The sequence below is a fragment of the Nocardia sp. IFM 10818 genome (assembly GCF_054655275.1).
The window spans coordinates 6,100,963-6,126,967 of record NZ_BAAHJH010000001.1; the positions used below are offsets into that span (position 1 = coordinate 6,100,963).

General features: G+C 65.8%; 24 protein-coding genes, 1 tRNA gene and 1 pseudogene. 10 read left to right on the forward strand and 16 right to left on the reverse strand.

Annotated features, from left to right (window positions below):
* Positions 1 to 66 precede the first annotated feature (66 nt).
* Genes ACYQ5L_RS28455 through ACYQ5L_RS28470 form a run of 4 tightly spaced genes read right to left on the reverse strand, consistent with a single transcriptional unit; the run spans position 67 to position 6,246 of the window.
* Positions 67 to 1,563: an aldehyde dehydrogenase family protein gene (locus ACYQ5L_RS28455; RefSeq protein ID WP_459961311.1), complete on the reverse strand. Its 1,497-nt coding sequence runs from the start codon at positions 1,561 to 1,563 to the stop codon at positions 67 to 69.
* Entirely contained in the window at positions 1,557 to 2,693 is a 1,137-nt protein-coding gene (locus ACYQ5L_RS28460) for an aromatic ring-hydroxylating oxygenase subunit alpha (RefSeq protein ID WP_459963571.1), read from the reverse strand. The genes ACYQ5L_RS28455 and ACYQ5L_RS28460 overlap by 7 nt, the downstream gene beginning before the upstream one ends.
* Complete coding sequence (gene solA, locus ACYQ5L_RS28465; RefSeq protein WP_459961312.1) at positions 2,684 to 3,823, reverse strand: N-methyl-L-tryptophan oxidase; 1,140 nt, start codon at positions 3,821 to 3,823, stop codon at positions 2,684 to 2,686. Before solA ends, ACYQ5L_RS28460 begins: the two co-directional genes overlap by 10 nt.
* Positions 3,824 to 3,825: 2 nt before the next feature.
* Positions 3,826 to 6,246 (reverse strand): GcvT family protein, encoded by a 2,421-nt coding sequence (locus tag ACYQ5L_RS28470; RefSeq protein ID WP_459961313.1) that lies wholly within the window; start codon positions 6,244 to 6,246, stop codon positions 3,826 to 3,828.
* A gap of 390 nt (positions 6,247 to 6,636) precedes the next feature.
* On the opposite strand from ACYQ5L_RS28470, the gene ACYQ5L_RS28475 reads away from it, so the two are divergent.
* A complete protein-coding gene (locus tag ACYQ5L_RS28475; RefSeq protein ID WP_459961314.1) occupies positions 6,637 to 7,392 on the forward strand; it encodes a class I SAM-dependent methyltransferase in 756 nt (251 codons plus the stop codon).
* Positions 7,393 to 7,395: 3 nt separating this feature from the next.
* Here ACYQ5L_RS28475 and ACYQ5L_RS28480 read toward each other — a convergent pair whose 3' ends face one another.
* The gene (locus ACYQ5L_RS28480; protein WP_459961315.1) at positions 7,396 to 8,349 is read right to left on the reverse strand and encodes a cytochrome c oxidase assembly protein; all 954 of its coding nucleotides are present in this window, start codon (positions 8,347 to 8,349) and stop codon (positions 7,396 to 7,398) included.
* A gap of 159 nt (positions 8,350 to 8,508) precedes the next feature.
* Here ACYQ5L_RS28480 and ACYQ5L_RS28485 point away from each other — a divergent pair, with 159 nt between their 5' ends.
* Both ACYQ5L_RS28485 and ACYQ5L_RS28490 read left to right on the forward strand, forming a co-directional pair.
* Positions 8,509 to 8,775, forward strand: coding sequence for a GlsB/YeaQ/YmgE family stress response membrane protein (locus ACYQ5L_RS28485; protein WP_379195964.1), 267 nt, complete (start codon positions 8,509 to 8,511; stop codon positions 8,773 to 8,775).
* Between the two features lie 76 nt (positions 8,776 to 8,851).
* The gene (locus tag ACYQ5L_RS28490; protein ID WP_459961316.1) at positions 8,852 to 9,547 is read left to right on the forward strand and encodes a nitroreductase family protein; all 696 of its coding nucleotides are present in this window, start codon (positions 8,852 to 8,854) and stop codon (positions 9,545 to 9,547) included.
* A gap of 14 nt (positions 9,548 to 9,561) precedes the next feature.
* Here ACYQ5L_RS28490 and ACYQ5L_RS28495 read toward each other — a convergent pair whose 3' ends face one another.
* The 3 genes from ACYQ5L_RS28495 to ACYQ5L_RS28505 all read right to left on the reverse strand — a co-directional run bounded on the left by ACYQ5L_RS28495 (position 9,562) and on the right by ACYQ5L_RS28505 (position 13,276).
* On the reverse strand, positions 9,562 to 10,488 hold the full coding sequence (locus tag ACYQ5L_RS28495; RefSeq protein ID WP_459961317.1) for an asparagine synthase-related protein: 927 nt from the start codon (positions 10,486 to 10,488) through the stop codon (positions 9,562 to 9,564).
* 137 nt (positions 10,489 to 10,625) lie between these two features.
* Positions 10,626 to 11,171 carry a hypothetical protein gene (locus tag ACYQ5L_RS28500; RefSeq protein ID WP_459961318.1) on the reverse strand — a complete coding sequence of 182 codons (546 nt, stop codon included), beginning with the start codon at positions 11,169 to 11,171 and terminating at the stop codon, positions 10,626 to 10,628.
* A 350-nt stretch (positions 11,172 to 11,521) separates the two neighbouring features.
* Positions 11,522 to 13,276, reverse strand: coding sequence for a hypothetical protein (locus ACYQ5L_RS28505; protein WP_459961319.1), 1,755 nt, complete (start codon positions 13,274 to 13,276; stop codon positions 11,522 to 11,524).
* 583 nt (positions 13,277 to 13,859) lie between these two features.
* Here ACYQ5L_RS28505 and ACYQ5L_RS28510 point away from each other — a divergent pair.
* Together ACYQ5L_RS28510 and ACYQ5L_RS28515 are read left to right on the forward strand one after the other, a co-directional pair.
* Positions 13,860 to 14,105: a hypothetical protein gene (locus ACYQ5L_RS28510; RefSeq protein ID WP_459961320.1), complete on the forward strand. Its 246-nt coding sequence runs from the start codon at positions 13,860 to 13,862 to the stop codon at positions 14,103 to 14,105.
* A 315-nt stretch (positions 14,106 to 14,420) separates the two neighbouring features.
* Positions 14,421 to 14,969, forward strand: coding sequence for a hypothetical protein (locus ACYQ5L_RS28515; protein ID WP_459961321.1), 549 nt, complete (start codon positions 14,421 to 14,423; stop codon positions 14,967 to 14,969).
* Positions 14,970 to 15,424: 455 nt separating this feature from the next.
* Here ACYQ5L_RS28515 and ACYQ5L_RS28520 read toward each other — a convergent pair whose 3' ends face one another.
* From ACYQ5L_RS28520 to ACYQ5L_RS28530, 3 genes and pseudogenes are all read right to left on the reverse strand, one after another.
* Positions 15,425 to 16,018, reverse strand: a complete 594-nt coding sequence (locus ACYQ5L_RS28520; protein ID WP_459961322.1) for a TlpA family protein disulfide reductase — start codon at positions 16,016 to 16,018, stop codon at positions 15,425 to 15,427.
* Positions 16,015 to 16,590 carry a MauE/DoxX family redox-associated membrane protein gene (locus tag ACYQ5L_RS28525; RefSeq protein ID WP_459961323.1) on the reverse strand — a complete coding sequence of 192 codons (576 nt, stop codon included), beginning with the start codon at positions 16,588 to 16,590 and terminating at the stop codon, positions 16,015 to 16,017. Before ACYQ5L_RS28525 ends, ACYQ5L_RS28520 begins: the two co-directional genes overlap by 4 nt.
* 289 nt (positions 16,591 to 16,879) lie before the next feature.
* Positions 16,880 to 17,221, reverse strand: a pseudogene (locus ACYQ5L_RS28530) (IS256 family transposase); the annotation flags it as partial.
* Positions 17,222 to 17,449: 228 nt separating this feature from the next.
* Here ACYQ5L_RS28530 and ACYQ5L_RS28535 point away from each other — a divergent pair.
* Complete coding sequence (locus ACYQ5L_RS28535; RefSeq protein WP_459961324.1) at positions 17,450 to 18,565, forward strand: site-specific integrase; 1,116 nt, start codon at positions 17,450 to 17,452, stop codon at positions 18,563 to 18,565.
* A gap of 67 nt (positions 18,566 to 18,632) precedes the next feature.
* Here the strand turns inward: ACYQ5L_RS28535 and ACYQ5L_RS28540 are convergent.
* A tRNA-Asn gene (locus tag ACYQ5L_RS28540) sits at positions 18,633 to 18,705 on the reverse strand.
* 175 nt (positions 18,706 to 18,880) lie between these two features.
* Between ACYQ5L_RS28540 and ACYQ5L_RS28545 the strand changes: the two genes are divergently transcribed.
* On the forward strand, positions 18,881 to 19,126 hold the full coding sequence (locus tag ACYQ5L_RS28545) for a hypothetical protein (RefSeq protein WP_379196356.1): 246 nt from the start codon (positions 18,881 to 18,883) through the stop codon (positions 19,124 to 19,126).
* Between the two features lie 146 nt (positions 19,127 to 19,272).
* On the opposite strand, the gene dnaG is transcribed toward ACYQ5L_RS28545, so the two are convergent.
* Positions 19,273 to 21,201, reverse strand: a complete 1,929-nt coding sequence (gene dnaG / locus ACYQ5L_RS28550; protein ID WP_459961325.1) for a DNA primase — start codon at positions 21,199 to 21,201, stop codon at positions 19,273 to 19,275.
* Between the two features lie 97 nt (positions 21,202 to 21,298).
* Between dnaG and ACYQ5L_RS28555 the strand changes: the two genes are divergently transcribed.
* The 3 genes from ACYQ5L_RS28555 to ACYQ5L_RS28565 are packed head-to-tail and all read left to right on the forward strand — an operon-like array spanning position 21,299 to position 23,173.
* Positions 21,299 to 21,889: an energy-coupling factor transporter transmembrane component T family protein gene (locus tag ACYQ5L_RS28555; protein WP_459961326.1), complete on the forward strand. Its 591-nt coding sequence runs from the start codon at positions 21,299 to 21,301 to the stop codon at positions 21,887 to 21,889.
* Between the two features lie 58 nt (positions 21,890 to 21,947).
* A complete protein-coding gene (locus ACYQ5L_RS28560; RefSeq protein ID WP_459961327.1) occupies positions 21,948 to 22,496 on the forward strand; it encodes a biotin transporter BioY in 549 nt (182 codons plus the stop codon).
* Positions 22,493 to 23,173, forward strand: a complete 681-nt coding sequence (locus tag ACYQ5L_RS28565) for an energy-coupling factor ABC transporter ATP-binding protein (RefSeq protein WP_459961328.1) — start codon at positions 22,493 to 22,495, stop codon at positions 23,171 to 23,173. Before ACYQ5L_RS28560 ends, ACYQ5L_RS28565 begins: the two co-directional genes overlap by 4 nt.
* Positions 23,174 to 23,338: 165 nt before the next feature.
* Here the strand turns inward: ACYQ5L_RS28565 and ACYQ5L_RS28570 are convergent, their stop codons facing one another.
* Genes ACYQ5L_RS28570 through ACYQ5L_RS28580 form a run of 3 tightly spaced genes read right to left on the reverse strand, consistent with a single transcriptional unit; the run spans position 23,339 to position 26,004 of the window.
* Positions 23,339 to 24,607: a deoxyguanosinetriphosphate triphosphohydrolase gene (locus tag ACYQ5L_RS28570; protein WP_459961329.1), complete on the reverse strand. Its 1,269-nt coding sequence runs from the start codon at positions 24,605 to 24,607 to the stop codon at positions 23,339 to 23,341.
* A gap of 3 nt (positions 24,608 to 24,610) precedes the next feature.
* Positions 24,611 to 25,276, reverse strand: a complete 666-nt coding sequence (locus ACYQ5L_RS28575) for a YdcF family protein (protein ID WP_459961330.1) — start codon at positions 25,274 to 25,276, stop codon at positions 24,611 to 24,613.
* Positions 25,277 to 25,308: 32 nt separating this feature from the next.
* Positions 25,309 to 26,004 carry an MBL fold metallo-hydrolase gene (locus ACYQ5L_RS28580; protein ID WP_459961331.1) on the reverse strand — a complete coding sequence of 232 codons (696 nt, stop codon included), beginning with the start codon at positions 26,002 to 26,004 and terminating at the stop codon, positions 25,309 to 25,311.
* Between the last annotated feature and the right edge of the window lies 1 nt (position 26,005).

The following is a 26,005-nucleotide window of genomic DNA, read 5'->3' on the forward strand; positions in this document are numbered from 1 at the left end:
CTTTCAGAAAAATGATGCAAACGGGATTCGAGGCGAAGCCCTGAGAGTCCCGAGAGTTGGAAATATTCAGTTGTTTCCGGCGAACCAGCCGCCCACCGCGGGTGCGGTGTTGTGCCATATGTGTTTGGTCTCTTGGTATTCGGCCAGGCCGCTCGGGCCGAGTTCACGGCCGATTCCGGAGCGGCCGAATCCACCCCATTCGGCGGCGGGGGTGTAATAGCCGAAGTCGTTGAGCCAGACCGTGCCGTGGCGCAGAGCGCGGACCAGGCGCTCGCCGCGGGCCGGGTCGGCGGTGCGGACACCCGCGGCCAGGCCGTAGGCGGTGTCGTTGCCCAGGGCGATGGCCTCGGCCTCGGTGGTGAAGCGTTCGACGGTGAGAATGGGGCCGAACGTTTCTTCCTGGACGATGCGCATCCAGCGATGGCAGTCGTCGAAGATGGTCGGCAGGTAGTAGCTTCCGGATGCGAGCTCGGGATCATCCGGGCGCTTACCGCCGGTCACCAGTTTCGCTCCTTCGGAAATACCCAGGGCTACATAGGCTTCCACTTTCGCTCGATGCTGCTCGGAGACCAGCGGCCCGGTTTCGCTGGCCGGGTCCAGCCCGGGACCGACACGGATTCGCTCGGCTCGCCGCGCCAGTTCGGCCACCAAGCTCTCGGCGATGGACTCGTGCACGATGAGTCGTGTTCCCGCCGAACAGACTTGGCCGGAATGCAGGAACGCACCGGTGAGAACCGCGTCCACCGCACTGTCGAAATCGGCGTCGGGAAAGACGATGTGCGGGTTCTTGCCACCCAGTTCCAGTGCCACCCTGGTGATGTGAGCGGCCGCCTTGCGGGCAATCGCCTCCCCCGTGGCCGCACCGCCCGTGAAGGAGATCAGATCCACATCGGGCGTGTCCGTGAGCGCGGAACCGACTGTGGCCCCGCTGCTCTGGATCAAGTTGACGACCCCGGCGGGCACTCCGGCGCGATCGATGAGCCGCACCAGGGCAATGGTGCTCAATGGCGTGACCTCGCTGGGCTTGGCCACCATGGTGCATCCGGCGGCCAGTGCGGGCGCGATCTTCCACGACATTTGCAGCAGCGGATAGTTCCACGGCGCGATGAGCGCACACACCCCGGCGGGTTCGCGCACCACGCGGCTGATGATCGCCGGATCACCGGTATCGATGAGCCGGTCCGCGCCGGTGGCGGCCAGCCGGGCGTAGTACCGGAAGACCGCGATCACATCATCGATATCGATATAGCTCTCGCGCAGCGTCTTTCCGGTGTCCAGGGTTTCGATGCGCGCCAGCTCGTCGCGCGTCTGCCCGAGCAGCTCCGCAATGCGCTCCAGCACGGCGATCCGCCCGGCCACCGGCGTGCGCGGCCAGTCCCCGGTGTCGAAGGCGGCGCGGGCGGCGGCCACCGCGGTCACCGCATCGGCGCGATCGGCCTCGTCGACGGTGACGATCACGGCGCCGTCGGCCGGATTCACGATGTCGCGAGTGCCGCCACCGGCCGCATGCACCCACTTTCCGTCGATATACAGATTCGGCGCACCGCAGAGCTCGTCTAGCATTGCGCTTCGCCGATCCGCTTGCGGGTCCACTCGTGGAATTCGGCGATATGGTGCTCGGCGGGCACCAGCACCCCGCCCTTGCGATACGCCCGCGACGACATGGCCGGCTGGGTGCGTTCGCACGCCGCGAAATCCTGTTCGTTCACCCTGTGGAACAGTTCCACGGAATGTTCGAGCGCACCGCCGGATCGGACCACATCCGGCGCGTACAGCCAATCGCATTCCACGATCGTGCGGTCGTGCGCCATGGGGTACATGCGGTGGAAGATGACGTGATCGGGCACCAGATTCACGAATACCGTCGGCCGGATGGTGATGGCGAAATACTTGCGATCCTGCTCCGGCGCCAGATCGGGCAGCGGATCGAAACCGGCGCGGCCGTCGACGGTGAATCCGGCTATGCGCTCGCCGAATTCGGCGCCGCGGCCGACGTAGTACTGCGCGGCATATCCGCCGGCGAACTCCGGCAGCACCTCCACCAACTCGGGGTGGATGGTGGCGCAGTGGTAGCACTCCATGAAGTTCTCGACAATGAGCTTCCAATTGGCGGCCACGTCGTAGACGACGCGTTTGCCGACCATGAGGCGTTCCATGCCGTAGTGGTCGATGGCGGCGGGATCGCCGAGCCGGGCGGTGGCCGCACCCATGACCTCGGCCTCGAAGGACGGCGGTTCGTCGGCCAGGCAGACCCAGGCGTAGCCCAGCCATTCCCGCAGCGCGACCGGGACCAGGCCGTAGGCGACGCGGTCTATGGGGGCGCCCGAATCATCGTGCAGGGACTTGATATTGGGTGCGGCGACCAGCTTCCCGTCGAGTGCGTAGGTCCAGGCGTGATAGGGGCAGCGCAGGGTACGGCGCACCTGCCCTTCGGATTCCGTGCAGATCATGGCGCCGCGGTGGCGGCAGATATTCAGGAAGGCGCGCAGTTCGCCGTCCTGGCCGCGCACCAGCAGCACGCTCTCCCGGCCGACCTGGATGCGCCGGAAGGCGCCGGGCTCGTCGATGTCCGAGGAGCGGGCCGCGCAGAACCACATGCTTTCGAAGATGTGTTCCTGTTCGGCGCGGAAAACCGCCGGGTCGCAGTAGTACTCACCACCGAGGGTGGGGATCAGATCCGAGGTCACAGGGATACCAGCCTTTGCGGAGCGAACAGATCGATGGGGTGGCCGGTCGTTCCCGTCATGGCGAGCTCGGCGAGGATCTCCCCCACGACGGGGACGAATTTGAAGCCGTGACCGGAGAATCCGCAGGCGACGGTGACCGCGGCGTGCGCCGGATGGCGGGCGATGACGAAGTGCTGGTCGGCGGTATTGGAGTACATGCAGGTGGCGGTGTGGATGGCGCGCCCGGCGAGGGCGGGCAGCAATTCGGTGACGCGCGTGCGCATTTCGGTGATCTCGTCGGGATGTACCGTGCGGTCGATGGTTTCGGGGGTGCAGCGGGTGCCCTTGCGGAAGAAGGCGGTCTTCACGCCGCCGTCCGGGCCGTCGATGGCCGGGAAACCGTAGATCTGCGCGCCCGCGGAGTTTTCGGCGATGTAGATGGGGTCGTGTTCGAAGTTCTTGCTGCCGTTGACCGGGTCGAGCCAGTACATGACCTGGCGTTCGATCTCGATGGCGATGCCCAGATCGGCCAGCAGGCCGGGGGCCCAGGCGCCGGGACAGATCACCAACTGTCCGGCGGTATAGGTACCGGAGCCGGTGGTGACGGCGACGCCGCTGCCGCCGTCCGTCCAGTCCTCGACCTGTTCGCCGAAACGCAGGGTCGCGCCCGCCGCGGCGGCCAGCTTCAGGTGTGCGCCCACGGTGAGTTCGGGGCGCGCGAAGCCCGCCTGTTCCTCGTACAGCCCGATGAAGTCCGCGCCGGGCGTGAAATTGGGGAAGCGAGAGCGGATATCGCCGGCGCTCAGGATGTCGTGCGGCAGCGACCATTCCTCGGCGGCGCGGACACTGCCCGCCACGGTCTCGCAATCCGGCGGACCCACGTAGAGGCCGCCGGTGAGCCGGTAGACCTCGTCACCGGAGTCTCCGGCCAGCTGCTCCCACAGCTCGTAGGCGCGCAGCAGCAGCGGCACATAGGCGGGGTCCTCGAAGTAGGACTGGCGGATGATGCGGGAGCCGCCGTGGCTGGAGCCCTTGCCGTGGGCGGGCGTGAACTTCTCCAGGCCCAGGACGCGGTGGCCGGCGCGGGCGAGGTGGTAGGCGGCGGCGCTGCCCATTCCGCCCAGGCCGATGACGATGACGTCGTAGGTGTCGGGCATGGTTACCTCCGGATCAGCGACATCTCGGGATCGACCACGGGTTCGGTGTGCACTCGGCCGGTGAATCTGTGTGTCAGATAGTCGATTTCGACCGCATCGCCGGGCTGGACGGTGCTGGGCAGCCAGGCGTAGGCGATGGTGCGGGCGATGGTGGCGGAATAGCCCGCGCTGGTGACGTATCCGGCGACGGCGCCGTGCACCGTGACCGGTTCCTTGCCGAGCACGACGGCGTGCGGATCGTCGAGAACGATCGACCGCAGGATTTTCCCGGGCGGCGGGGCGGTTTCGAGGGCCTGCTTGCCGATGAACACCGGTTTGCTCATGCGGACGGCGAAGCCCACTCCAGCGGCCTCCGGGGTGTGTTCGGTGGTCATATCCGTGCCCCAGGAGCGGTAGCCCTTCTCCAGGCGCAGGCTGTTGAAGGCGATTCGCCCGGCGGCGATGACCCGATACGGGGCGCCGGCCTCCCACAGCAGATCCCACAGGGCCGCACCGTGTTCGGCGCTGGTGTAGATCTCCCAGCCGAGGTCGCCGACATAGGACACGCGCAACATGGTGACCGGAATGCTGCCCAGATAGGTCCGCAAGGCCTTGAAATACCCGAAGGCCTTGTGCGACAGGTCGTCCGGGCACAGCGGTTGCACCATCGCCCGAGCCTGCGGACCCCAGACGCCGACACAGCAGGTGCCACCGGTGATGTCGCGCAGGGTGACGCTGCCATCGCCGGGCAGGTGCCGGGTGAACCAGTCGAAATCCAGGGGGCCGTTCGCGCCGACCTGGTAGAGCCGCTCACCCAGCCGCGCCACGGTGAGATCGCTGCGGACGCCGCCGTTCTCGTCCAGCAGCAGGGTGTAGGTGACCGCGCCCGGCTTCTTGCCGACATCATTGGTGGTCAGCTCTTGCAGGAAGTCGGTCGCGCCCCGGCCGCTCACCTCGTAGCGGGTCAGCGGAGTCATGTCGTACATGGCGACATGCCTTCGGGTCCAGGCGGCTTCGGCGATCGAGATGGGCGAGTAGAACTGGTTCGACCAGTCGTCGCGAGGCGGGAAGCCGACGCCCTGCGCGGCGAGCTCGTCCACCAGACCGGCATTGGCCTCGAACCAGGCCGGGCGTTCCCAGAGACCGCCTTCGAAGCAGAACGCGCCCAGTTCCCGGTGCCGGGCATGGAACGGGCTGGTGCGCAGATCCCGTGGCGCGGTGCGGTATTGGTGCGGGTGAATGATGTCGTACACCTCGACGAAGGCCTGCACGCTGGTGCGCCGGATGAAATCCGGGCTGCGGGCGGCATCCTCGAAGCGATACAGATCGCCCTCGTGCAGATCGATTCCGGGTGTGCCGTCGACGATCCACTGCGCCACCGCGCGGGCGACGCCCGCCGAATGCGTCACCCACACCGCTTCGGCCACCCAGAATCCGGCCAGGTCGCGGTGCTCGCCCAGGAGGGGGAAGCCGTCCGGGGTGAAGGAGAAGATGCCGTCGAATCCCTCGTCGACCTTGGTGTCGCCGAGTGCGGGCAGCAGTGCGCGGCTCGCCGCCCAGGCGGGTTCGAATTCGGATTCGGTGAACGGGAGCATGGACGGCATCGGCTCGTTCGCGGTGTCGCGCAGCAGATCCGCCATATCGACCGGGCGCGGCTCGTGCCCGTAGTAGCCGATTCCGATGCGGTCGCCGTAGGTGCGGTAATAGAGGTCGGCGTCCTGGTGCCGCAGGATGGGCAGCGGTCGGCCGTCGAGCGCGGGAACCGGTGCGGTCTTGGCGAATTGGTGCGCCATGGGGACCAGCGGCACGGTGAGATCGACCGTGCGTCCCAGCTCGGCGCCCCAGAAGCCGGCGGCGCTGATGATGATATCGGCGGTGAACTCGGTGCCGTCGGCGGTGCGGACGCCCCTCACGCGTCCGTCCCGATGCAGCACCTCGATCACTTCGCAGTCACCGACGAAGCGCGCGCCGCGGGCGACGGCGCGGCGCGCCTGGTCCTCCGCGGCTCGTACCGCCAGTGCCAAACCGTCGGTGGGCGTGTGGAACCCGCCGAGGATTCGCTCCCGATCGAGCAGTGGGAACAGCTTCGCGCATTCCGCGGGGTCCAGCAGCCGGCCTTCGATGCCCCACGAGGTCGCCCAACCGTGCCTGCGGTGCAGATCGCGCCACCGCTCCGGCGTGGTGGCCACCTCCAGCCCACCGACCGGGTCGAAGGCTGCCATGGCGGTGAATTTCTCCACCGTGTACCGGGCCAGTTCGGCCATGGTCTTGGATCCATTGGTCTGGAACACCAATCCCGGTGCGTGCGAGGTGGATCCGCCCGTCCGGAACAGCGGGCCCCGATCCAGGACGGTGAGATCGGTCCAGCCCAGCCGGGTGATCTCCTCCGCCAGGCCCGTGCCCACGATTCCCGCACCGATGATGACGACTCGCGGCTGTATCACCGCGCCTCCAAGTTGTTGCGTATTGCGCACCAAGTGCCGTAATACGCAACTATGCTCCGCCCGGTCGGATAACCTGTCAACCGAAACGACGAAATACGTATTCCCTTTGTTTCCTGCACGTTTCGGGGTCCTGCCAGGGCCGATCCGAGGGCCGGGACGGCGTTGCGCGGCGACAGGCCGCACGCCACCTATCGGCGTACGGCTCCGCGCCCGCTCGGGGGGTCACGGCCACCCGCCCGCGGGACTCGACTACCCGCTCGCGGGACGCCGCCGCACACCCCACGGACCGCCGATCGCGGGCGCAGACTCGCCGGGCGGGGCACGCCGCGATCCGGGCAACCTCTGCCAAGATCAGCAACTGTCCCGCAACTACGCACAGTGAGGTGGGTGATGGCCGACCCGTTCGAGGATGGCGGCGCGCTGACCGCCGAGCGATTGCGACTGCTCGGCGAGATCCTGAACGGGCCCAGCATCGCGGTGCTGCGGACACTGGGCATCCGGCCCGAATGGCGCTGCTGGGATATCGGTTCCGGCGCGGGCCATATCGCCAACTGGATGTCCGCGAGCGGGGCCTCGGTCCTCGCCACGGATCTGCACACCGGACGCATCCGGGTGCCCGACACCGTCGAGGTGTCCGTCCACGACGTGTGCACCGATCCGCTGCCCGGGCAGTTCGATCTCATTCACGCGCGGCTGCTGTTCATGCGGCTGCCCGAGCCCGAGCGGGTGATCGCCCGGCTCGTCCCCGCCTTGAAGCCCGGCGGCGTGCTGGTGGTCTCCGATTGGGGTCGCCCGGAGGCCGACCCGGTCATCAATGCCCCCGATGCGACCAGCGGGGCGGCCGCCGAACGCGTCACCGGCGCGCTGCGCGAGGCGGCGGATGCGGCCGGCATCGATTTCGACTGGGCCCGGCGCACGCCCGCGGCCTTCCTCGCCGCCGGGCTGTCCACCGTGACCACCCATATCGCGAGCACCACCTGGACCGGCAACAGTTCCGGCTGCCGCCTGCTCGCCCTCTACAGCCGGCTGTTCCAAACCTCGCCCGCCGCAACGGCATCGCTGCGCGACGACGCCGCCGCGCTCACCCAGCCGGAACTGATGCTGTGGTCGCCGTGCCTGTACACCACCACCGGCAGGGCGCGCTAGCGGTCAGCGGCCGTGCAGGGTGCGCAGATAGGCGTTGTAGTCGCGCAGCTCGTCCTCGGCGGCCACGGCGGAATAGCGTTCGGCCCTGGCGTTCTCGCGCTGCTCGTCGCGGTGCCAGCGGATGGCGAAGATGGTCACGATGATCAGCGCGGCGGGCTCGCCGTACGACCAGGCCAGTGAACCGGCGAGCTTCTGATCGGCGAGAACGTCCACGGCCCAAGCGGCGGGCGGGTCGGCGAACAGGGCGATCATCGGGGTGGAGGCCATCATCAGGACGACGCCGATGAACACGTGCAGGGGCATCTCGACGAAGATGTCGAAGAAGCGGCCCAGATTGCTCTGCCGCATGGGCAGGGGTCCGGTCGAGAGCACCGGGATGATGAACAGCAGGCCGGACGCCAGGAACAGCACTTCGAGTGCGATATGACCGGGCCAGCGGGATCCGACGGTATCCAGCAGCGGGGTCAGATACAGGCCGTAATAGCTGAACAGGAACAGCGGGATGGTCACGCCGGGATGCAGGAGGATGCGGCCGATCCGGCTGCGCAATCCGGCCAGGGCGGCCACGAGCAGCACGCGGCCCGCACCGTGATGGGCGGTCGCGCGCAGGAGCAGCACGCCGGGCGACCCCAGGACCCACAGCGGCGGAATCGCGATGGACAGTGTCAGATGCTGGAACATCCAAATGCTGAAGAGCTTGTAGCCGTAACCCTCGACGGCCAATCCCGTGACCGCCACCAGCACAGCGCATCCGGTCATGAAGCAGGCGGTCCGCCACCACGGCCAGCCCCGCCCCGCCGCGCGCATTCGCCGCACGCCCCAGCCGTAGAGGACGGCCGCGACGATGCCGATCGCGGGCAGCACCGGCACGGGTTGCGGATTCCAGGCCAGCAAGGCGGGCAGCGTCGGCGCCACCTCCGGCAGATGAACCGCGCCCGCAATCACCATGTCCCGCATCGCTCCCAGACTCGCCATAATCTACGTAGCCAGATAGTAGATCATTCGATTCGCGGAGTTCAGACCGCATGGCACGCTGATGTATTGCGACACGCTCACTGGGTATTCCCACCCTGTTACCGTCGATTACGCGGAACCTCCAAAGCTAAGGAGCACGCCATGTGGGGCATCATCACCATGATCATCATCGGCCTCATAGCCGGTGCCATCGCCCGCCTCATAGTCCCCGGCAAAGAGGACTTCGGCTGGATCCTCACCATCGTCCTGGGCATTGTCGGCGCCTGGGTCGGCGGCACCCTGGGCAGCCTCGTCTTCGCCCCCCACGAATTCACCATCCGCCCACCGGTGGAACACACCTTCATCGGCGCCATCATCGGCTCGATCCTGATCCTATTGATCTACAAGTTCGTCCGCGCCCGCGTCTGAACCGCCGCGTCCCGGTCGGCCGATCCCCCGCGCGATCGGCCGACCCGAACGGTGCCCGCGACATACCCTGACCCCCATGACCAACGACACCGCGGCCCGGGAGCACACCCACCCCTTCGTGCCCTACCAGCCGCCCCGCCTCGACCAGGCCGAGGGCATCACACGCGGCACGGAATTCCACGCCTTCCTCGAATCCCGGCGCAGCGTCCGCTTTTTCGCCTCGGACCCGGTCCCGCGGCGGATGATCGAACTGGCCGTGGCCGCCGCCAATACCGCCCCGTCCGGCGCCCACCACCAGCCGTGGAAATTCATCGCCGTCAGCGATCCGGCGATCAAACACCGCATCCGCGAGGCCGCCGAACACGAAGAGCGGATCAACTACGAAGGCGGCCGGCTCCCCGAGGCGTGGCGGACCGCCCTGGCCCCCTTGGAAACCAGCTCCGACAAGTCCTATCTGGACGTGGTCCCGTGGATCGTGGTGGTGTTCGCCGAAAAAAGCACTCCCCTCCCCGACGGCACCCTTCGCAAGAACTACTACGTCAACGAAAGCGTGGGCATAGCCTGCGGCCTCTTCATAGCCGCCCTGCACACCATGGGCCTGGCCACCCTCACCCACACCCCCAACCCCATGGCATTCCTGAGCGAAATCCTCCACCGCCCCACCACCGAACGCCCCTACATCCTCTTCCCCGTCGGCTACCCCGCCCCCGACTGCGAAGTCCCCGCCCTCACCCGCAAACCCGATCCTCTCGAATTCTTCCCACCCGCCTGAGTCCCCGGAATCGCCTACCGAGATTGCGGTGCCCGCTGCTGGGCATCCAGAAGAGCCAGGTACAACCGAGTCGCGACAGCATCGAACGGCTCGGTTCCCGGGTCCGAATACGTCCGGGCGCCGGGAAGCGAGGCGGCATGGTCGCGTGCGGCGCCGGCCAAGGCGCCCATGATCCCGGCTGACCGCTGAATGGCCGACTTCTTGGCCCACGCAAGCTGTTTCGCGTTCTCCGGCAGGAGGGCCTCGCATGCCATCCGGAGGCAGAGCTTGTCGACCCGTTCTCCCGACCGCTCCCCGAAAAACACCGGGGCAGCCATGGTTTCGGCGGCATCCCAGAACCGGAGAGTCTGGAAGACATGAACGAACCGGTCCGCGTACCGGCCCACGACGCGCGCATAGAAGTCCGGTACGAGCCGGCGGTAGCGGAAGTTGCGGTCCGACTCGTCGCGAATGATCCGATCCAGCTCCTTCGTGGCCTGCGCAGACTCCACCGGATACCGCATCGCCTTGCCGCCACCGGCAATCGCATCGGCGCCGCTACCGGTCAGAATCGACCCGACCTCGAGACGATCCAGCGCGGGAAGCGTGGCCAGCAACGGAATCGCGTACGAAACCTCCCACAATTCCGCGATACCGAGCAACCGCACCGCTTCACCGGCCAACCCGGCCACCGCCTGATCATCGAGCTCGATGAGCTCGTGGGTGAGCCCCAACGCGTCCGCCGCAGCCGCCGCATTCTCCCCATCGGTCCCACCCGTGGCGACAACCGTCAGAGCATGGGGACGAACACCCAGCCGCACGGCCGCCGCGGCAACCAGGATCGAATCGACCCCTCCGGACAACAGCACAACCGGAGTGCCGGAATACGCCCGTAGCACAGCGTCCACCCGCGAGAGCGTCTCCCGCTCGAACACAATCGCGGCAGCGCCGGGATCGGTCAATGTGCGCCGCTGCGGATGAGGTGTACCGATATCCCGGATATCGGCGACGAATTGCATTGCGTCACCGGTCTGCTCGGCCCAGACCGCGCCCCCGTCCCCCTGCCCCGTCATCTCGCCGATCCTCATACCCTGGAACCCTACGAGATCGGTTCCGCACTGGGCCAACGAAACCGCAACTCCTCCCCCACCCCCAGCCCCCGCCACCGAGGTGCCAGCTCATCGAGCCGCCGCCCGATCCGCTCAAAGGCTTCCCGAACGTCCTCATCCACCTCCGCAGCCTTCGGAGCCCACTCCGGCGCCCGCACCGACGGATCATGCCTGCGCACCCAAGCCACAAGCGACAACCCCGCCAGCCGCTCCGACAAACTCATCTGATCCCCCTTGGCATGACCGCCCTCGCGCATCCTCTCCTCCCGCCTCCGCTGCCTCCGCCCCTCCCGCCGAGCCTCCCGCGGATCCTTCCTCCCCTCCCCCACCGCCCGGAACATCCCCCCACCCCGCGCCGCCCGCCCGAACACCGCATCATCCAACCCAAGCTCACACTCGACCACGTAATGCGCCAGATCATGCGGCACAAAATCGTGATACCCCGGCGCCGGATCCAACTCCCGCACCCCATAAACAGCATCCGCCACCACCGTCGAATACCGCCGCACCCCAGTCCGTTTGAACGTCACATCCACAAATCCCACGGTAATCCGCCCCCACCCCCGCAAGCACCCGATTATTCCCCTGCCGCAACTACCCGGCGACAAAAAAACCGGCCCCTGACCTCGCGATTTCTCGCCGGCCAGGGGCCGGATCAGGCTCCCCCATCTGGACTCGAACCAGAAACCTGCCGAGTATTTGCTGATGTCGCTACTATAGACAATCCCAGGCTGTCAACCTCCTTGCAAATCTATTGTGCGTCAATGTAATCCGAGCAAGCGACACAATCTTAGCCAACTCGGAACGACGAGACATAACTCGCATTTCTGGACACTTTCTGGCATCAGCGGTGACGCTGCAAAAAATCCGCCCGACGGAGCCGAATTCATCGCTGGCGCCGAAGTGCACCGGCATGAATCGGCCGTTTCGGTGTGTCGTGATAGGCGTGCACGCGGTCCAGCTCGGTCCTCCAGGCGAGTTGAAGCCCGAAATCGCTGCTGCCCAAGTGAAATCCTACAGCTACTGCCACCTCGCGAAAGAGCGTGCTTGGTTTGCCATCCGGGTCTTTCAACAGAGCGGTGAGCAGTGGCGCTTCTTCCGGTTGTGCTCGTTCGACAGCTATCAGCAGGCCGGAAAGCTCGCTCAGGCCGACTTGCACCTGCTCCAACAATTCGGTGACGGTCATACTCCGCTGGCGCGCTGCTGTCGCCTTAAGCACAGATGTCAGCCGGACGACGGGGTCTTCACAGCCCTGGCGCTGCGGTCGTTCAGCGACATCCCTGCGCACGGTAGCCGGGATCGTGTACTCGCTTAGGTGCTCAGCCACCCAGCCTTCGACCCGGATAAACCTCTCGTGGAATTCTAGTGGCCATCCGTTGCGTAGCTTTCGGATCACTGCAGTATTCAGCGCGAGAATCTCGTGTGCTGCCTGCAGATCATTATTCTGCTTCACCGTTTCCAGCCGTTCGACCAAGTTCATCGCGCGCCTGACTGCCTGAGGAAGTCGGATGACGGTGGGCCGCTCGACCTCCACTGGCTCGGGCCGTATCGGCCTGCGATAGGCTGGGTGTTTCAAGTGCCACTGCATGATCCGTCGAAACAGCCGCTTTTCCTCGTTCAAACCGGATCTGCTCAACAAGTTCAGCAACGCTTGATTGTTGCCACGGATGGTGCTGGCGGCTTGGCAGTCATCTCGATCCATCGCTGACGACAACTCGTCCAGGATCGGCCACAATGCGGCCGCCAGCTTGCGATCTGGTACCGGCTCCGGCCCGGAGAGGCCCGCGAGCAGATCGAGTTCCTCGGCTTTCGTATGGTCGACAGGGGCTTGCCGATCCGAGGGATGAGGTTCGTCTGTTGCCGATTCGGTCACGATGCCGGCACCGGTGAGCGTGCACTCCGCTAATGGAATCCAATCCGTCTGCGCCGAATAGGTTTCCATACGGACCAGCACCTCCCGTTGGCCGTCCCGGAACTCACAGCGAGCGCGCAGGATATAACCATCACGAGCCTTCAAAGCCTTGACCGGACCGTTGACGCCGGGACCAAAGATCCATTGGATGCTCTCGAAGCTGTGTCGCAGTTGCCCGTCCTGAATACGCCAGACATCCTCTGCGAGATCGGTGAACTGCACACGGACAGCGGACTTCTCGTGACGTACCAGCACTGACTCGCATCGACCACCGTGGATCGATATGTCACTGCGGCGCGCCATATTCGAGCAGCCACCGTTTCGGCGAGCCAGGAATACCAGATCGTTATAGACATATAGGTGGTCAGCACTGGTGGCGCCGACACCGTCGTAGCGCGGGCACACCGGCCCGTTCGGCCGATGAGCAAAATGTGATACGCGCAGGCCGTTTCGGGACCGACGGATGCGCAGTGGCCAGCCGCAGCCCCCGAGGAGGATGCCGCAAAAGAAGCCTTCATGGCGGTATCGACGCAGAACTCGGCCAGCCCCGTCGAAGTCAAGCGGCAAATACACTGGCAAGGTCGATTCCCGACTACCGACAACGGCCGTACGGATCAGTCGGTCATCGAGTAACCAACGTTTGTCTTCGACGATTTCAGCCGCTGCATATGGGTCCGATCGATGTCGGGTCGCCCTGGCATACTGTCCGCCTTCGAGGAATTCCCTCACGACTTCGCCCCTCCCGCCGCCCATCCACGCTTGGCTAGCCTGCGCTGCTCACTCAAGCGAAACCCTAACGCACACTTCCGATCTCCGCTGTCGTACCACCTACCGATATAGCTAAGCCAACGCGGCACCGAGCTACCGTTTCGAGTCATCGCCGGATGTGAGGTGAGGAATCCCTGTGGAGGTGTCGGTTCGATGTGTCACGCTGGTGGGGAGAACGAGCAAGCGGTATCCGGCGGCGCTGTCTCTGGTCGACTCGGCCGACGGAGGATCGGGAGATCGGCGAAATGCGTAGCTTCGAAGAGCAGTATGCGGACCTCATCGCGAGGGCGAAGCGAGTCGGTGCACGTGTGGTTCTGCTCCAGTGACGCGACACTCCATCTTGCTGACAAAGTCGGTCAATTGATTAGGTTGGCCGCCGGCTGGGCACGCCGATACCGACGCCCTGTATTTCAGCTACGGTCCCAATGTCAACTGCGCGATAATGGGCGACGGCACGGTCGGATGCGATGTATCTCCGGGTTACCACCTGCTAGTTCCGGTAGGACAAACGTTCCTACCCGTCCCCTTCGTCCCGGTCGGCCAGGTGGTCGTCGATCAACCGTGGTCGCCCGCCCATCCGGGCGGCGCGATCGGAGCCTTCACCCTGCCCGGCGGCAACCCGGACCTGAGCACCGTCAGAACCGGTCAGAGCGACTTCGGAGCCGTCTGGGTCGATCACGCCGGCGCGACCTGCTCGCGATCGGTCCGCCTGAACTGCTCATCCAAGGGGCACGGCTTCGCGATCGACTACGAACCCGGCGGACTATTGACGGGAATCTATATGGCCTGACACCCAGTCTGCCCCGAAGACACTCACGCCCATGAACGCGTTCGGGGCAGATCCTGCTCGCGAAGCCATTCACGCCATCGCGGCTTCCGCCACGACCCGACACCCCACGGTCGAGGCCCAACAGCACAGGCCCACATTCCCCAGCACAGCGTGTGATCGAGAGCCGCTCGGGTGTGCTGCACCATCGGGGAGGGTAGCGCTCGATGTCCGCCGGTGGGCCGCTGAGTTCGAATCGCCGCGGTATGCAGATGCTGAGCAAGGGGTTGTAATCCAGGACAGATCGTGGAATTGACCGCGTGATCTGTCGCCACGCGTTTGCTGACGGTCGACCTCCTCTACACTGATGGCTGGATATGTGGTGCGCTCGACGAGTTCACATTCGGAGACGAGGTGACCATGAAGTCCATTGTCACAATCGCGGGGACCGCTATAGCGTCGTTGGGGGTGCTGCTGTCGCCAGCAGGGACGGCCGATGCTTTACCGACGCAGTTGATGTTCGAGCCTGCCCCGTTCCAGGGCTCGCTTCCCTGGTGTAGAGGCACCGTCTACGCGACGTTTTCCCGGGAAGAGTATCCGCCCGGCGGGGGGCCGGCGCAGGCCAGGATGAATGTGGGGTTCGCCCCGGATTACAGCGTCGGACCGCCTCATCCCCTCTCGCTGTCGGCGGGCACGGTGTGCGCCGTGCGGTCGACAGTCACGATGCAGGATCTGCAAACCGGTCAATCAACCACCCAAACCGTGGAAGTACCGTGGTCGCCGGTATCCGGCGGTGTGTCGAAGGACGTCTTCATGCCCGCCTCGGGGCCGGTGGTAGGCATTGTGAGCACCAACCCCGTGCCGGACCAACTCACCATCGAGGTTTAGCATCGCAGATGCGCATGGATGCAGCACACCGGATAATGTTGCACTGCAATGACTTTGCAGGCAATGCGTCCTACGTCAGGTAGTCGATCGCGCATCGCAGAATATGCGAACCTGCACGCTCGGCGGGGCAGGCGAAGATTAGAGGCACACGGCGACACCGTCGGCAACCTGGATTTTTCCACTACAACAGTAATCGGCCCTGGAGGTAACCGCGCCCGTAGGATAACAGCAGTTCAGGTGGTTGCTTGCGTTAGCGCAGCATACTGACGAGCCGCAACAGTCATCATCCTCTTGGCAGGAGCGGTTAGGGTCTTCGGGGTTGTGGCATCGTGCCGCGTTGGCAGGGGTCGAGGCAAGCGCGGTCAATCCGAGTCCAGCGAGCAGGCTGTGCGCGGCCATCCGGAAGAACCCGCGGCGGCCTTGACTCCCGTACTGGAGGGTTTTGAGTGGATTGGTCATTTCCGGTCTCCTTGAGGTGGCGAAGTTGTGAGAGTGGTTGGACGCGGGACGGCTGTTTCTGTCAGGGACTGAAGCTGCGTCAGGCTGTGGACGTGCTGCGCTGGATTGGCCACTTTCCCGCTGGCGTCGACCGAGAGCGCGGCTGGGGTGGCCTGGATGCTCAACGCTCCCATGATCCGCCGGTCGGAATCGACGAGGATCCGGGCGTCGATGTCGTCATCGGTGAGCCGTGCCGCGTCAGGGGTAACCAACACCAGTGCCGCGTCTTGTAGTGGCCGCTGGCGTCCTTTCAGCTCGGTGAGCAGGGCATGGCATGGGCGACAGCGTGGACTGACGAACAGCAGCACAGTGTGCCCGTTCCACAACTCGCTCGAACGGATTGTTGCTCCCTCAGCGGTCGTAGCCGTGAACGACGGGATTGGGCTGCCAACCGCTGGGCCGAGGTGGCTGGGACCTGGCTGCAGGGTGGCCTTCGAATCGAGACTCTCCAAGACCTCCCCGATCTGGGATAGCAAACCCACCACGATCACGCCGAGGATGATCAGGAGAACTGATTGGGTGAGGATCAGGGCTATCCAGGGCCCACTCATGTTTTCCTCCGTGGGCTCGTCAGCTCGTGCAGGCTATGGGTCTGACCACGTAATTGGTAGGCACGAGTCACCAGCACGAGGCAGAGCAGAGCCCCGCACGTGGCGAGGATGACGGCCATTGTCTCGGGAACAGTGCGGGTCGGGTTCGCTGTCCACAGTTCGTGAGTGCGATCCGTTCGGGAGAGCACGGCGACGATCCCTGCCACCCCTGCCAGAAACAGGTTGCGGATCACCAGCATCCAGCTGATACGGCGGGAGCGACTGCCTGAGCAGCCACATTCGATTCGGCGGCCGCGTATCAGATTGACCGTCATCGCGACAGCGAACGAGATCAAACAAGTCACGACGAACAACGCAGCGGCGACGACGCCGACACCCGTCACCAACAAGACCGCCGCCGCGATTTCAGCAATCGGAAGCCACCTGCCGAGCAGTGTCGCCGTCGTATCAGACACCAACTCGTAGCTCACTATCGCTTGAGTGAAACGGTCTCTCGCGCCGAGTTTGACCACTCCCGCCCCGCCGACGACGACAACGAGGACCACACGCCCCACCAACAGAACCAGATCCATCGGTCAGCACCCAACGTCAAGTGACAGACATGTAGCAACACCTAGTCACGATCATAGCCAGAGAGCATGGGTCTTTTCCCTGAACGGCCCGAGAGTGTCCGGTTTAGGGTCTAAGCCTGCCTCCTTACCTGGTAAATCGGTTGCGCGCGTGCGTCATTCCAGCCGTGGTCGGTATCGGTCGTGCTGGATGCAGCGACATCCACCACTACTACGCGACAGTGGCGTAGACCGGCTTGAACCGCAGACGAGAACCCGAGAGAATTGCCAAAACCTGTGTATCGGTATGTTTTTAGGCGATCTTCTTCGGGCCGTCGACTGACGGCGTACGAGTGATGTCGCGGGGTCGTTCGAGGAGTTCGCTCCTTGTGGAATTAGGGCACCGTTACGGACGAGCGCGACTTGTTCAGGTGCGCTGACCTTGCGCCAGCGGGCTTGGGTGGCCTCGATCAGCTTGTAGGCCATGATGATTCCGGCCGGGCGGGCAGCTGGCCCCTTGGTGGCCTTCGTACGGAGCCGCCCGGTGGCGAAAGGTGGATTCGATCGGGTTCGTGGTCCGCTGGTGGATCTAGTGGTCCGGGTATCTGTAGAACTCGAGCAGCTCGTCGAAGTCGCTCGTGATCTTCGCGACCGCTGATTGTGACAGCCATCGCCGGGAATGCACCGCGGGTTTTGTCGATCGAACGTCGAACCCGGCACTCCAGCCGTTCGTGACGGCGGCGCTTTCTCCCGCCGCCACGAACGGCTGGAGTCGGCGTGAGATATATAGCTATGTGCGCGATAGCCGTCGGGGCACATCGGGCCGGGCGAACCAGCGAAGCGTTTCATCTTGCCCCTGACGGTCTACCGATGAGCACGCCCGTTGTGGCAGCTGTATCGGGCGCACCTGGTGAAGAAGGGCCGCGCCGCCGGCACCCTGCGCCAGTACGATCGGTGGGCAGAAATGCTGATGCGGGACTACGGATATCGCCGCATCGTGCCCGAGGAGTTCCGCACCGCCACCGCGGAGGCGTTCCTGGCCGAGGTCGCCGACGAGCACGGGCGCGGGTCGATGTTGACCGCGCGGTCGATGTTGTCGGGAATGTTCCGATACGCCGTGCGCAAAGGCCCGAATGATGTGAATCCGGTGCGCGAGGCCGAAATTCCCGAGAACGTGGACCCGAAAGGCCGTACCGGCGGGGCGGCGAGCATCGAGGTGGAAGAGCTGCGGTTCATTCTGGCATCGGTGTACTGGTCGACGGTGCCGTGTCCGCGCAAGCTCACCAAGGCCGAACAGAAGCGTGGAATCCGTTCCTACACACCACCGACCGTCGCCGAGTACTGCGAGGACGCGGACCTGGCGGACCTGATCGCGATCATGGCGGCCATCGGCCAACGCCCGAGTCAGGTGCTTGGGCTGGCATGGCCGTTCTACAACCGCAGGAAGAAAACGATCCGCACGGTCGGCAAGGTAGTCCGGGAGAGCGGCAAGGGACTGGTGCGGGTGGTCAAGGACAACGACCCGAAGAATCCGCAAGGCACGATTGCCCTTCCGGACTTCGCGGTGGAGGTCCTGGACCGACGACGGGACCGCCTCGAAGCTCGGAAGCGCGAGAACCCACCGCCGGCGAACTATGCGGTGGACCTCAGCTTTCCGTCGTTCGAGTGGACATTGCGTGATCCGGTGAACGTCAACCATCAATGGCAGCGGGTTCGAGAAGCGTTGGGGTTGCCCGATGATGTGGTTCCGTATTCGTTCCGCAAATTCATGGCGCTGCTGCTCGACGACGCCGGCTTGTCGGCGCGAGTGACCGCCGATGTGTTGCAGCACGCGGACCCCGCAATGACTCAGCGCAAGTACATGGCACGGGGGCGGGTCCACCACAATGCTGCGGCGTTGCTTCACGATGCGGTGATGAACGAGCCGAATGACTCCACCGATGAAGATCACGACGAAAACCAGCGTGCCCGGAGTTTCTGGACACTTTCTGGACGGTAGGGCGTTCCAGGTACGAATTCGGCCCCTGACCGGTGAATTACTCACCCTGGTCAGGGGCCGTTTTCTGCTCCCCCATCTGGACTCGAACCAGAAACCTGCCGATTAACAGTCGGCTGCTCTGCCAATTGAGCTATAGGGGATTGTTTCCCTGTCGGCCGCTCGGGCTGACGGGAAGAAACTTTAGCGTATGGGTTGTTCACTTCCCAAATCGTGGCTCTAGCTGGGGGGATGTGGTCGGTGGGGCGGATCGACAGGGGGGTGGGGTGTCGGGCAGGATGTAGGCGGCGGATGGGCTACTGGGAGGAGTTCTCGGAGATGCTGCGGTTGGTCATCGGTATCGCGGCCGGGTATGTGCTGGGCGCGAAGGCCGGGCGGGCTCGGTATGAGCAGATTAGTAAGACCACGCGAGCTATCAGTGAGAGTCCGGTCACCCGGAAGCTGGTGCAGGTGTCGCGGCAGAAGCTGGCGGACAAGTTGAGCACGCAGCCGAAGCTGGAGCCGATGGTGCCGCTGGATGAGCGGACCACCGTGCTGGTGCCGCACGATCAATTGCGGCGGTAGTTGAGGGAGGGGGCGCGACGCTTCGCGCGCGCCCCCCTTTGTTCGAGGATGCGTGTGTGACCTCCTGCGCGACGCTGCGCGCGCGAACCCCTGGTTCGAGGATGCGCGCGACCCACTGTTGTTGGACGCGCGCTGCGGACGACGCGCTAGCTGCGGACGCTGAAGTCGTCGGAGTTGCCCATGGCTTGCACGAGCAGGCTCTTGCGGTATTGCTCCAGGGCGACCAGGTCGCCGAACAACGCCATGTAGGCGTCGGGCTGTTCGGTGGAGGAGATGCGCTGGAGTTTGGACTTCAGTTCGGCGATCTGGCGGCCTACCCAGGCTTCTTGGGTGCGGGCCAGGACGCCGGTGATGAAGCGGGGGATGGCGTCGGCGGTTTTGACCGGTAGGGGTTCGGCGGCCAGTTCGGAGACCAGGGCGCGCAGGGTGAGGTCGTCGGTGTTGTCGGCGACGGCGTTGACCCATTCGGCGCCGCCGAGGCCCGCGGAGGCGCCGCCGGCTTCGGCGATGGCGGCGCGGACGGCCACGTAGGCGGGGTGTGTAAAGGCTTCGGGCTCCAGGGAATCGAAGATGGGGCCGGCGAAGGCGGGGTATTGCAGGGCCGCGGCGAGGGCCTGGCGCTGCGGGAGCATGACGGGATCGTTGGGGTTGGGGCGAGGGGCGGGCTGCTCGGCGATCGGTTGGCGCACTTCGCGATCGGGAACGGATTTGCCGCCGCCGCGGGCGAGTTTGCGGGCCTCGTCGCCGACGCGGCGGACCACGAGCTGGATATCGTCCCAGCCGACCCAGCCGGACAGCTTGGTGGCGTAGGCCTTTCGCAGGGCGTTGTCCTTGATCTGCGCCACCACCGGCACGGCCTCGCGCAGGGCTTGGACCTGCTGTTCGGGGCTCATGTCCTTGGTGACGGGATCCTGGTACTTCTCGACGATGCCGCGGATCACGAACTCGTACAGGGCGACTCGGCGCGCCACCAGGTCGCGGACCGCGCCGTCGCCATTGCGCTGGCGCAGCTCGCACGGATCCAGGCCGTCGGGGGCGATGGCGATATAGGTCTGGCCGGCGAGTTTCTGGTCGCCGGAGAAGGCTTTCAGGGCCGCGGCCTGGCCGGCGGCGTCGCCGTCGAAGGTGTAGATGATCTCGCCGCGCCAGAAGTTGTCGTCCATGAGCAGGCGGCGCAGGATCGCGAGATGTTCGTCACCGAAGGCCGTACCGCAGGACGCCACAGCGGTTTTCACGCCCGCCAGGTGCATGGCCATGACATCGGTGTAGCCCTCGACCACGATGGCCTGATGGCCCTTGGCGATCTCGCGCTTGGCGTGGTCCAGGCCGTAGAGCACCTGAGACTTCTTGTACAGCACCGTTTCCGGGGTGTTGATGTACTTCGCCGTCATGGTGTCGTCGTCGTACAGGCGACGCGCGCCGAAGCCGACGATATCGCCGCCGAGATTGCGGATGGGCCACAGCAGGCGGCGGTGGAAGCGATCCATGGGGCCGCGCTGGCCCTGCCGGGACAGGCCCGCGGCCTCCAGCTCCTTGAACTCGAATCCCTTGCGCAGCAGATGCTTCGTGAGGGTGTCCCACCCCGACGGCGCGTACCCGCAGCCGAACTGGCGCGCGGCATTGGCATCGAAGTTGCGGTCGGTCAGATACTTTCGCGCCGCCTCGGCCTCGTGCTCGCCCAGTTGCGCCATATAGAACTCGTGCGCGGCGGCATTGGCGGCGACCAGGCGGGCCCGGGTCCCGCGGTCGCGCTGCACTGAGGTGCCGCCGCCCTCATAGCTGATCTTGTAGCCGATCCGGTCGGCCATCTGCTCGACGGCCTCGATGAAACCGACGTGCTCGATCTTCTGCAGGAAGGCGAAGACATCGCCGCCCTCACCGCAACCGAAGCAGTGGTAGACGCCGAGATGCGGGCGCACATGGAACGACGGAGTCTTCTCGTCGTGGAACGGGCACAGCCCCTTCATGGACTGCGGGCCCGCGCTCTTCAACGCGACGTACTCACCAACGACGTCCTCGATCCGAACACGTTCACGAATCGCCGCGATATCGCGGTCAGGAAGTCGGCCGGCCACGCAGCGAGTCTAGCCGCGTCCCGGCGACTCGCTCGACCGGGACGCACGGCTGGACACCGGACCGAATGGCCGCTCGCCGCCATGCCAGGATCTACCGGTGCTCAGCCTCTATCACCCCGCCCGGACACCGGTGCACGCCGTCCCCGCCGGGACGAAGCTGCTGGTGCTCGCGGCGGCGGGCACGGCACTGTTCTTCGTCTCCTCGATCCGGTGGCTGGCGGTCGCGCTGACCGTGGTGCTCGGGCTGTACGCGCTCGCCCGGATTCCGTGGCGCGCGACCGCCCGCCAAACCCTCGGGCTGGCACCGTTCCTGGCGTTGATCATGCTGGCGCAGGTGATCTTCACCGGCTGGCAGGCGGCGGTGCTGGTCGGCGAACGCCTGCTCACGCTGGTATTGCTGGCCAATCTGGTGACCTTGACCACTCGCACCTCGGCCATGATCGACACCGTCGAGCAGGCGCTCGGCCCACTGCGACCGCTCGGCGTCCGGCCCGAGCGCGTCGGCCTGCTGGTCGCCATGACCATTCGCTTCATTCCCGTCATACGCGAACAGGCCGAACTGGTCCGGTCGGCCCAGCGTGCGCGCGGCATCGAGCGCAGCACGGTCTTCCTGGTCCCGCTGCTGATCCGCACCCTCCGCATGGCGGACAACGTGGGCGAGGCGCTCGACGCCCGCGGCCTGGACTGACCATCGCCCGGACAGACGCGCTGGTGGAGGCGGATCAGGATGCCCTTAGGATGCGTCGGTGCGAAGTAGGGATTTGGCGCAGATTGCGCTGTTTGCGGCGATTATGGTCGTGCTCGGGTTCTTTCCGCTGATTCAACTGCCGGGAGCGTTCGCGCCGTTCACTTCGCAGACCCTGGGCGTGATTCTCGCGGGGTCGATTCTGGGAGCCAGGCGCGGCGGGCTGGCGATTCTGCTGTTCGTGGTGCTGGTCCTGGTCGGGTTGCCGGTGCTGCCCGGCGGGCGCGGCGGGCTGTCGGTGATCTTCGGGCCGACCGGCGGGTTCGTGCTGGCCTATCCGATCGGCGCGTTCGTGATCGGACTGCTGACCGAGCGGCTGTGGAAGCGGTACAACCTGGCCATCGCGCTGGCGATCAACTTCCTGGGTGGGGCGATCGTGCTGTACCTCATCGGAATTCCGTGGATGGCGGTCGCGGCGGACATCCCGCTGAGCAAGGCGATCACGACCTCGGTGGCGTTCATCCCGGGCGATGTGGTCAAGACGGTGATCGGCTCGCTGGCCGCCATCGCGGTCCGCCGGGCCTATCCGCTGATCCCGGCGCGCGCATGATCGAGCTCACCGGCGTCTCGCATCGCTTCGGCGAGCGCGAGGTGCTGCGCGGGATCGATCTGACGCTGCGCGAGGACCGGATCGCCGTCATCGGCTCGAACGGCTCCGGGAAATCCACCTTCGCGCGACTGCTCAATGGTCTGCAGGTGCCGACCGAAGGCCAGGTGCGGGTGGACGGGCTCGATACCCGCAAGCAGGGCAAGGCGGTTCGCCGGCAGGTCGGTTTCGTCTTCCAGGATCCGGATGTGCAGATCGTCATGCCGACCGTGGCCGAGGATCTGGCCTTCGGGCTCAAGCATCACGGACTCGGCAAGGCGGAGATCGCCGATCGGGTCACCGAGGTGCTCGGCGAATACGGGCTGAGCGACTACCGCGATCACCCCGCGCACCTGCTCAGCGGCGGTCAGAAGCAGATGCTCGCCATCGCCGCCGTGCTGGCCGTGCGCCCGAGGTACGTGATCTTCGACGAACCGACCACGCTGCTCGATCTGCGCAACAAGCGCCGCATCACCACCCTGCTGCACGAACTCCCCCAGCAGGTCGTGGTCATCTCCCACGATCTCGACCTGCTCACCGATTTCGATCGCGTCCTCGTCTTCGACGAAGGCCGCATCGTCGCCGACGGCGCACCCGAAGCCAGCATCGCCCACTATCTGGAGATGCACTCGGCGAACTGAGGAACCGCGCCGTCCCCGTGTCGGCAACCGGTGGCCACGTATTCGACTCGGCTGGCCAGAGTTTCACTTGTCATCCCGGCATGTTCTCGGCCGGGATCCACACCGGCCGGATGGATTCCGGCCAAAAGCGCGCCGGAATGACGAAGCGGACTTTCGGCCAGAGGTTCAGGGAATTACCGCGGCGACTCGCTCCAACCGGCTCTCGGTATACGAGGCGATCTGGTCGACGATCACCCGCACTCGGGCGGTGTCGTCCTTCGCCGCCTCCCACCAGGGCAGCAGGAGACGGTCGAGACCGTTCGGGGCCACCGCCAGGAGGCGATTGGCCACCATGTGGATGCGTTCGCGCTGACCGGCTTGGCGCACTTGGTGAATGGGGTCGGACAGGACGTAGCGCAGGGCCACGGTTTTGAGGACGGCGACCTCGGCGGCGACTATGCGCGGGACTTCCAGGTCGGCGGCGTAGCGGGAGAGCTGGCGGGCCCCGAAGGCGGCGCGGGTGGCCTCGACCGCCGCGGTGGCGAAGCGGCCCACCAGGTCGCTGGTGAGGCGTTTCAGGGCTACCGAGGCGACCAGGGAACCGTCGTAGTTCGCGGCGGCGACCACCACGGGGAGTTCGGAGAGGCGGCCGGCGGCGGCGATGAGCTCGTCGGCGGTGAGGGAAGGGTGTTGGCGGGCGCCGAGCTCGGCCAGCGCGGCCTGCTCGAGGGGGTCGGACAGGGCGCGCAGATCGATGCGTCCGGCAATGATGCCGTCCTCCACGTCGTGGACCGAGTAGGCGACATCGTCGGCCCAGTCCATGATTTGGGATTCCAGGCATTGGCGGCGCTCGGGCGCGCCCTTGCGGACCCAAGCCAGGCGATCCATATCGACGTCGTAGGCGCCGAACTTCGTTCCGGGACCCGTTCTGCCCCACGGGTACTTGATGACGGCGTCGAGGGCGGCGCGCGTCGGGTTCAGGCCGTAGCTGTGGCCCTGGTCGTCGAAGACCTTGGGTTCCAGGCGGGTGAGGATGCGCAGGTTCTGGGCATTGCCTTCGAAACCGCCGTGGGCGTCGGCGAATTGGTCGAGCGCCTTCTCGCCATTGTGGCCGTAGGGCGGGTGGCCGATATCGTGCGCGAGACCGGCCAGGTCGACCAGGTCCGGATCGCAGCCGAGGCCGTCGGCAATGCTGCGGCCGATCTGCGCGACCTCCAGCGAATGAGTGAGCCGGGTGCGTGGGGTGTCACCGTCGCGCGGGCCCATGACCTGGGTTTTGTCGGCCAATCGGCGCAGCGCCGCCGAGTGCAGCACGCGCGCCCGATCGCGCGCGAACTCACTGCGCCGCGCGGGGGTCGGCGACCAGCTCAATCCGGCGGTGCGGCCGGTTTCGGGAACCAGGCGTTCCCGGTCGTGGTCGGTGTAGACCCGGTCGTAATCGATGCGCGTGTCCATGACTCACTGATCCGCGGTGTACTTGAAGTCGGCCGAATAATGGGTGAGCTTGTACCAGAGCAGGGCGAAGGTCTCACGGAAGATGCCGTGCGCCTGGGATTCCCGCGTGTACACCGCCGGACCGGTGCGGGTCGGCGCGGTCCATGCCGACAGCCCGGCGTCGCGGGCCATGGTGCGGGTGCGCAGGGAATGCCATGGGTCGCTCACCAGTACCACCGAGGTCTTCCCGCGCGCCAGCAGCGCTTTCGACACCGCCTCCACGCTCTGCAAGGTGTCCGAACCGGTTTCCACCGCCAGGATCCGATCCCCGTCGATGCCACGGGATTTGAGGTAGTTCTTCCCCGAGGCGGCCTCGGTGTAGTTGTCGCCGATCTGTTTTCCGCCGACGGTCACGATGAGCGGCGCCACGCCCTTCTGGAACAGCTTGTAGGCCTGGTCCAATCGCGCCTCGAATACCGTGGACGGCGTGCCGTCGTACTGCGCGGCCCCGAGCACCACGATGGCGTCCGCCGGCGAGTAGTCGGTGATCCGGGCCACCTGCCACACCCGCACCGCCGTCCCGCCCACCACCAGCACGCCCATGATGAGCGCCCCGGCCAGCAGCCGCTTGGCCCAGCGCCAGCTACCCGCGACGCAGCCGCGGGGTTCGTCGTCGACTTCCCGAGTCATCCATGCCGGTTCGGGGTCGCGGTTCCGGAGTTTTACCAACCGCGCCGCCGCCACTCGGGCAGTGCGGGGCGTTCGGCTCCGAGGGTGGTGTCGTCGCCGTGGCCCGGGTACACGACGGTGTCGTCGCCGTACCGGTCGAACAGTTTCGACTCCACATCACCGAGCAGTGAGGTGAATTCCTCCGGCGAACCGGTTTTCCCTACGCCACCTGGAAAAAGCGAATCGCCGGTGAAGAGATGGGTGCGGCCCTCGCCGTCGGTGAACGCCAAGGCCACCGAGCCGGGCGTGTGCCCGCTCAGATGGATGACCTCGAATTGCAGCGCGCCAATGCTGATCTTGTCGCCGTCCGCCAGGATCCGCCCCGGCGGCACGGGCAGCGACTCCGCGTCGAGGGCGTGCGCGGCCGTGGGAATCCCGGTCGCGGACACCACATCCTGCAGCGCCCACCAGTGATCCGGATGCCGGTGCGTGGTGACCAGCAGCTCGACCCGATCCGCGGCTTCCTGCCCGATCAGCTCGAGAATCCGCTCCGCCTCATTGGCCGCGTCGATGAGCAGCGCCGCGCCCGTACCCGCGCACTGCACCAGATAGACATTGTTGTCCATCCCGCCGACCGACATTTTCACGATGCGCGCGCCGGGCACCGAGCGCTGCTGCGGATTGGAGCCCGGGGAGACATGACCCGTGTACGGGGAATCGATCGTGATCACCTCACCGATCGTAGTCATC

What these genes read in the sequence shown, in the direction of transcription:
- solA (WP_459961312.1), bottom strand. Translation starts at nt 3,823, where the DNA reads ATGCCCGACACCTACGACGTCATCGTCATCGGCCTGGGCGGAATGGGC.
- ACYQ5L_RS28480 (WP_459961315.1), bottom strand. Translation starts at nt 8,349, where the DNA reads ATGCGGGACATGGTGATTGCGGGCGCGGTTCATCTGCCGGAGGTGGCG.
- ACYQ5L_RS28565 (WP_459961328.1), top strand. Translation starts at nt 22,493, where the DNA reads ATGATCGAGCTCACCGGCGTCTCGCATCGCTTCGGCGAGCGCGAGGTG.
- ACYQ5L_RS28490 (WP_459961316.1), top strand. Translation starts at nt 8,852, where the DNA reads ATGACCAACGACACCGCGGCCCGGGAGCACACCCACCCCTTCGTGCCC.
- ACYQ5L_RS28545 (WP_379196356.1), top strand. Translation starts at nt 18,881, where the DNA reads ATGCTGCGGTTGGTCATCGGTATCGCGGCCGGGTATGTGCTGGGCGCG.
- ACYQ5L_RS28575 (WP_459961330.1), bottom strand. Translation starts at nt 25,276, where the DNA reads ATGACTCGGGAAGTCGACGACGAACCCCGCGGCTGCGTCGCGGGTAGC.
- ACYQ5L_RS28485 (WP_379195964.1), top strand. Translation starts at nt 8,509, where the DNA reads ATGTGGGGCATCATCACCATGATCATCATCGGCCTCATAGCCGGTGCC.
- ACYQ5L_RS28570 (WP_459961329.1), bottom strand. Translation starts at nt 24,607, where the DNA reads ATGGACACGCGCATCGATTACGACCGGGTCTACACCGACCACGACCGG.
- ACYQ5L_RS28525 (WP_459961323.1), bottom strand. Translation starts at nt 16,590, where the DNA reads ATGGATCTGGTTCTGTTGGTGGGGCGTGTGGTCCTCGTTGTCGTCGTC.
- ACYQ5L_RS28520 (WP_459961322.1), bottom strand. Translation starts at nt 16,018, where the DNA reads ATGAGTGGGCCCTGGATAGCCCTGATCCTCACCCAATCAGTTCTCCTG.
- ACYQ5L_RS28580 (WP_459961331.1), bottom strand. Translation starts at nt 26,004, where the DNA reads ATGACTACGATCGGTGAGGTGATCACGATCGATTCCCCGTACACGGGT.
- ACYQ5L_RS28475 (WP_459961314.1), top strand. Translation starts at nt 6,637, where the DNA reads ATGGCCGACCCGTTCGAGGATGGCGGCGCGCTGACCGCCGAGCGATTG.
- ACYQ5L_RS28455 (WP_459961311.1), bottom strand. Translation starts at nt 1,563, where the DNA reads ATGCTAGACGAGCTCTGCGGTGCGCCGAATCTGTATATCGACGGAAAG.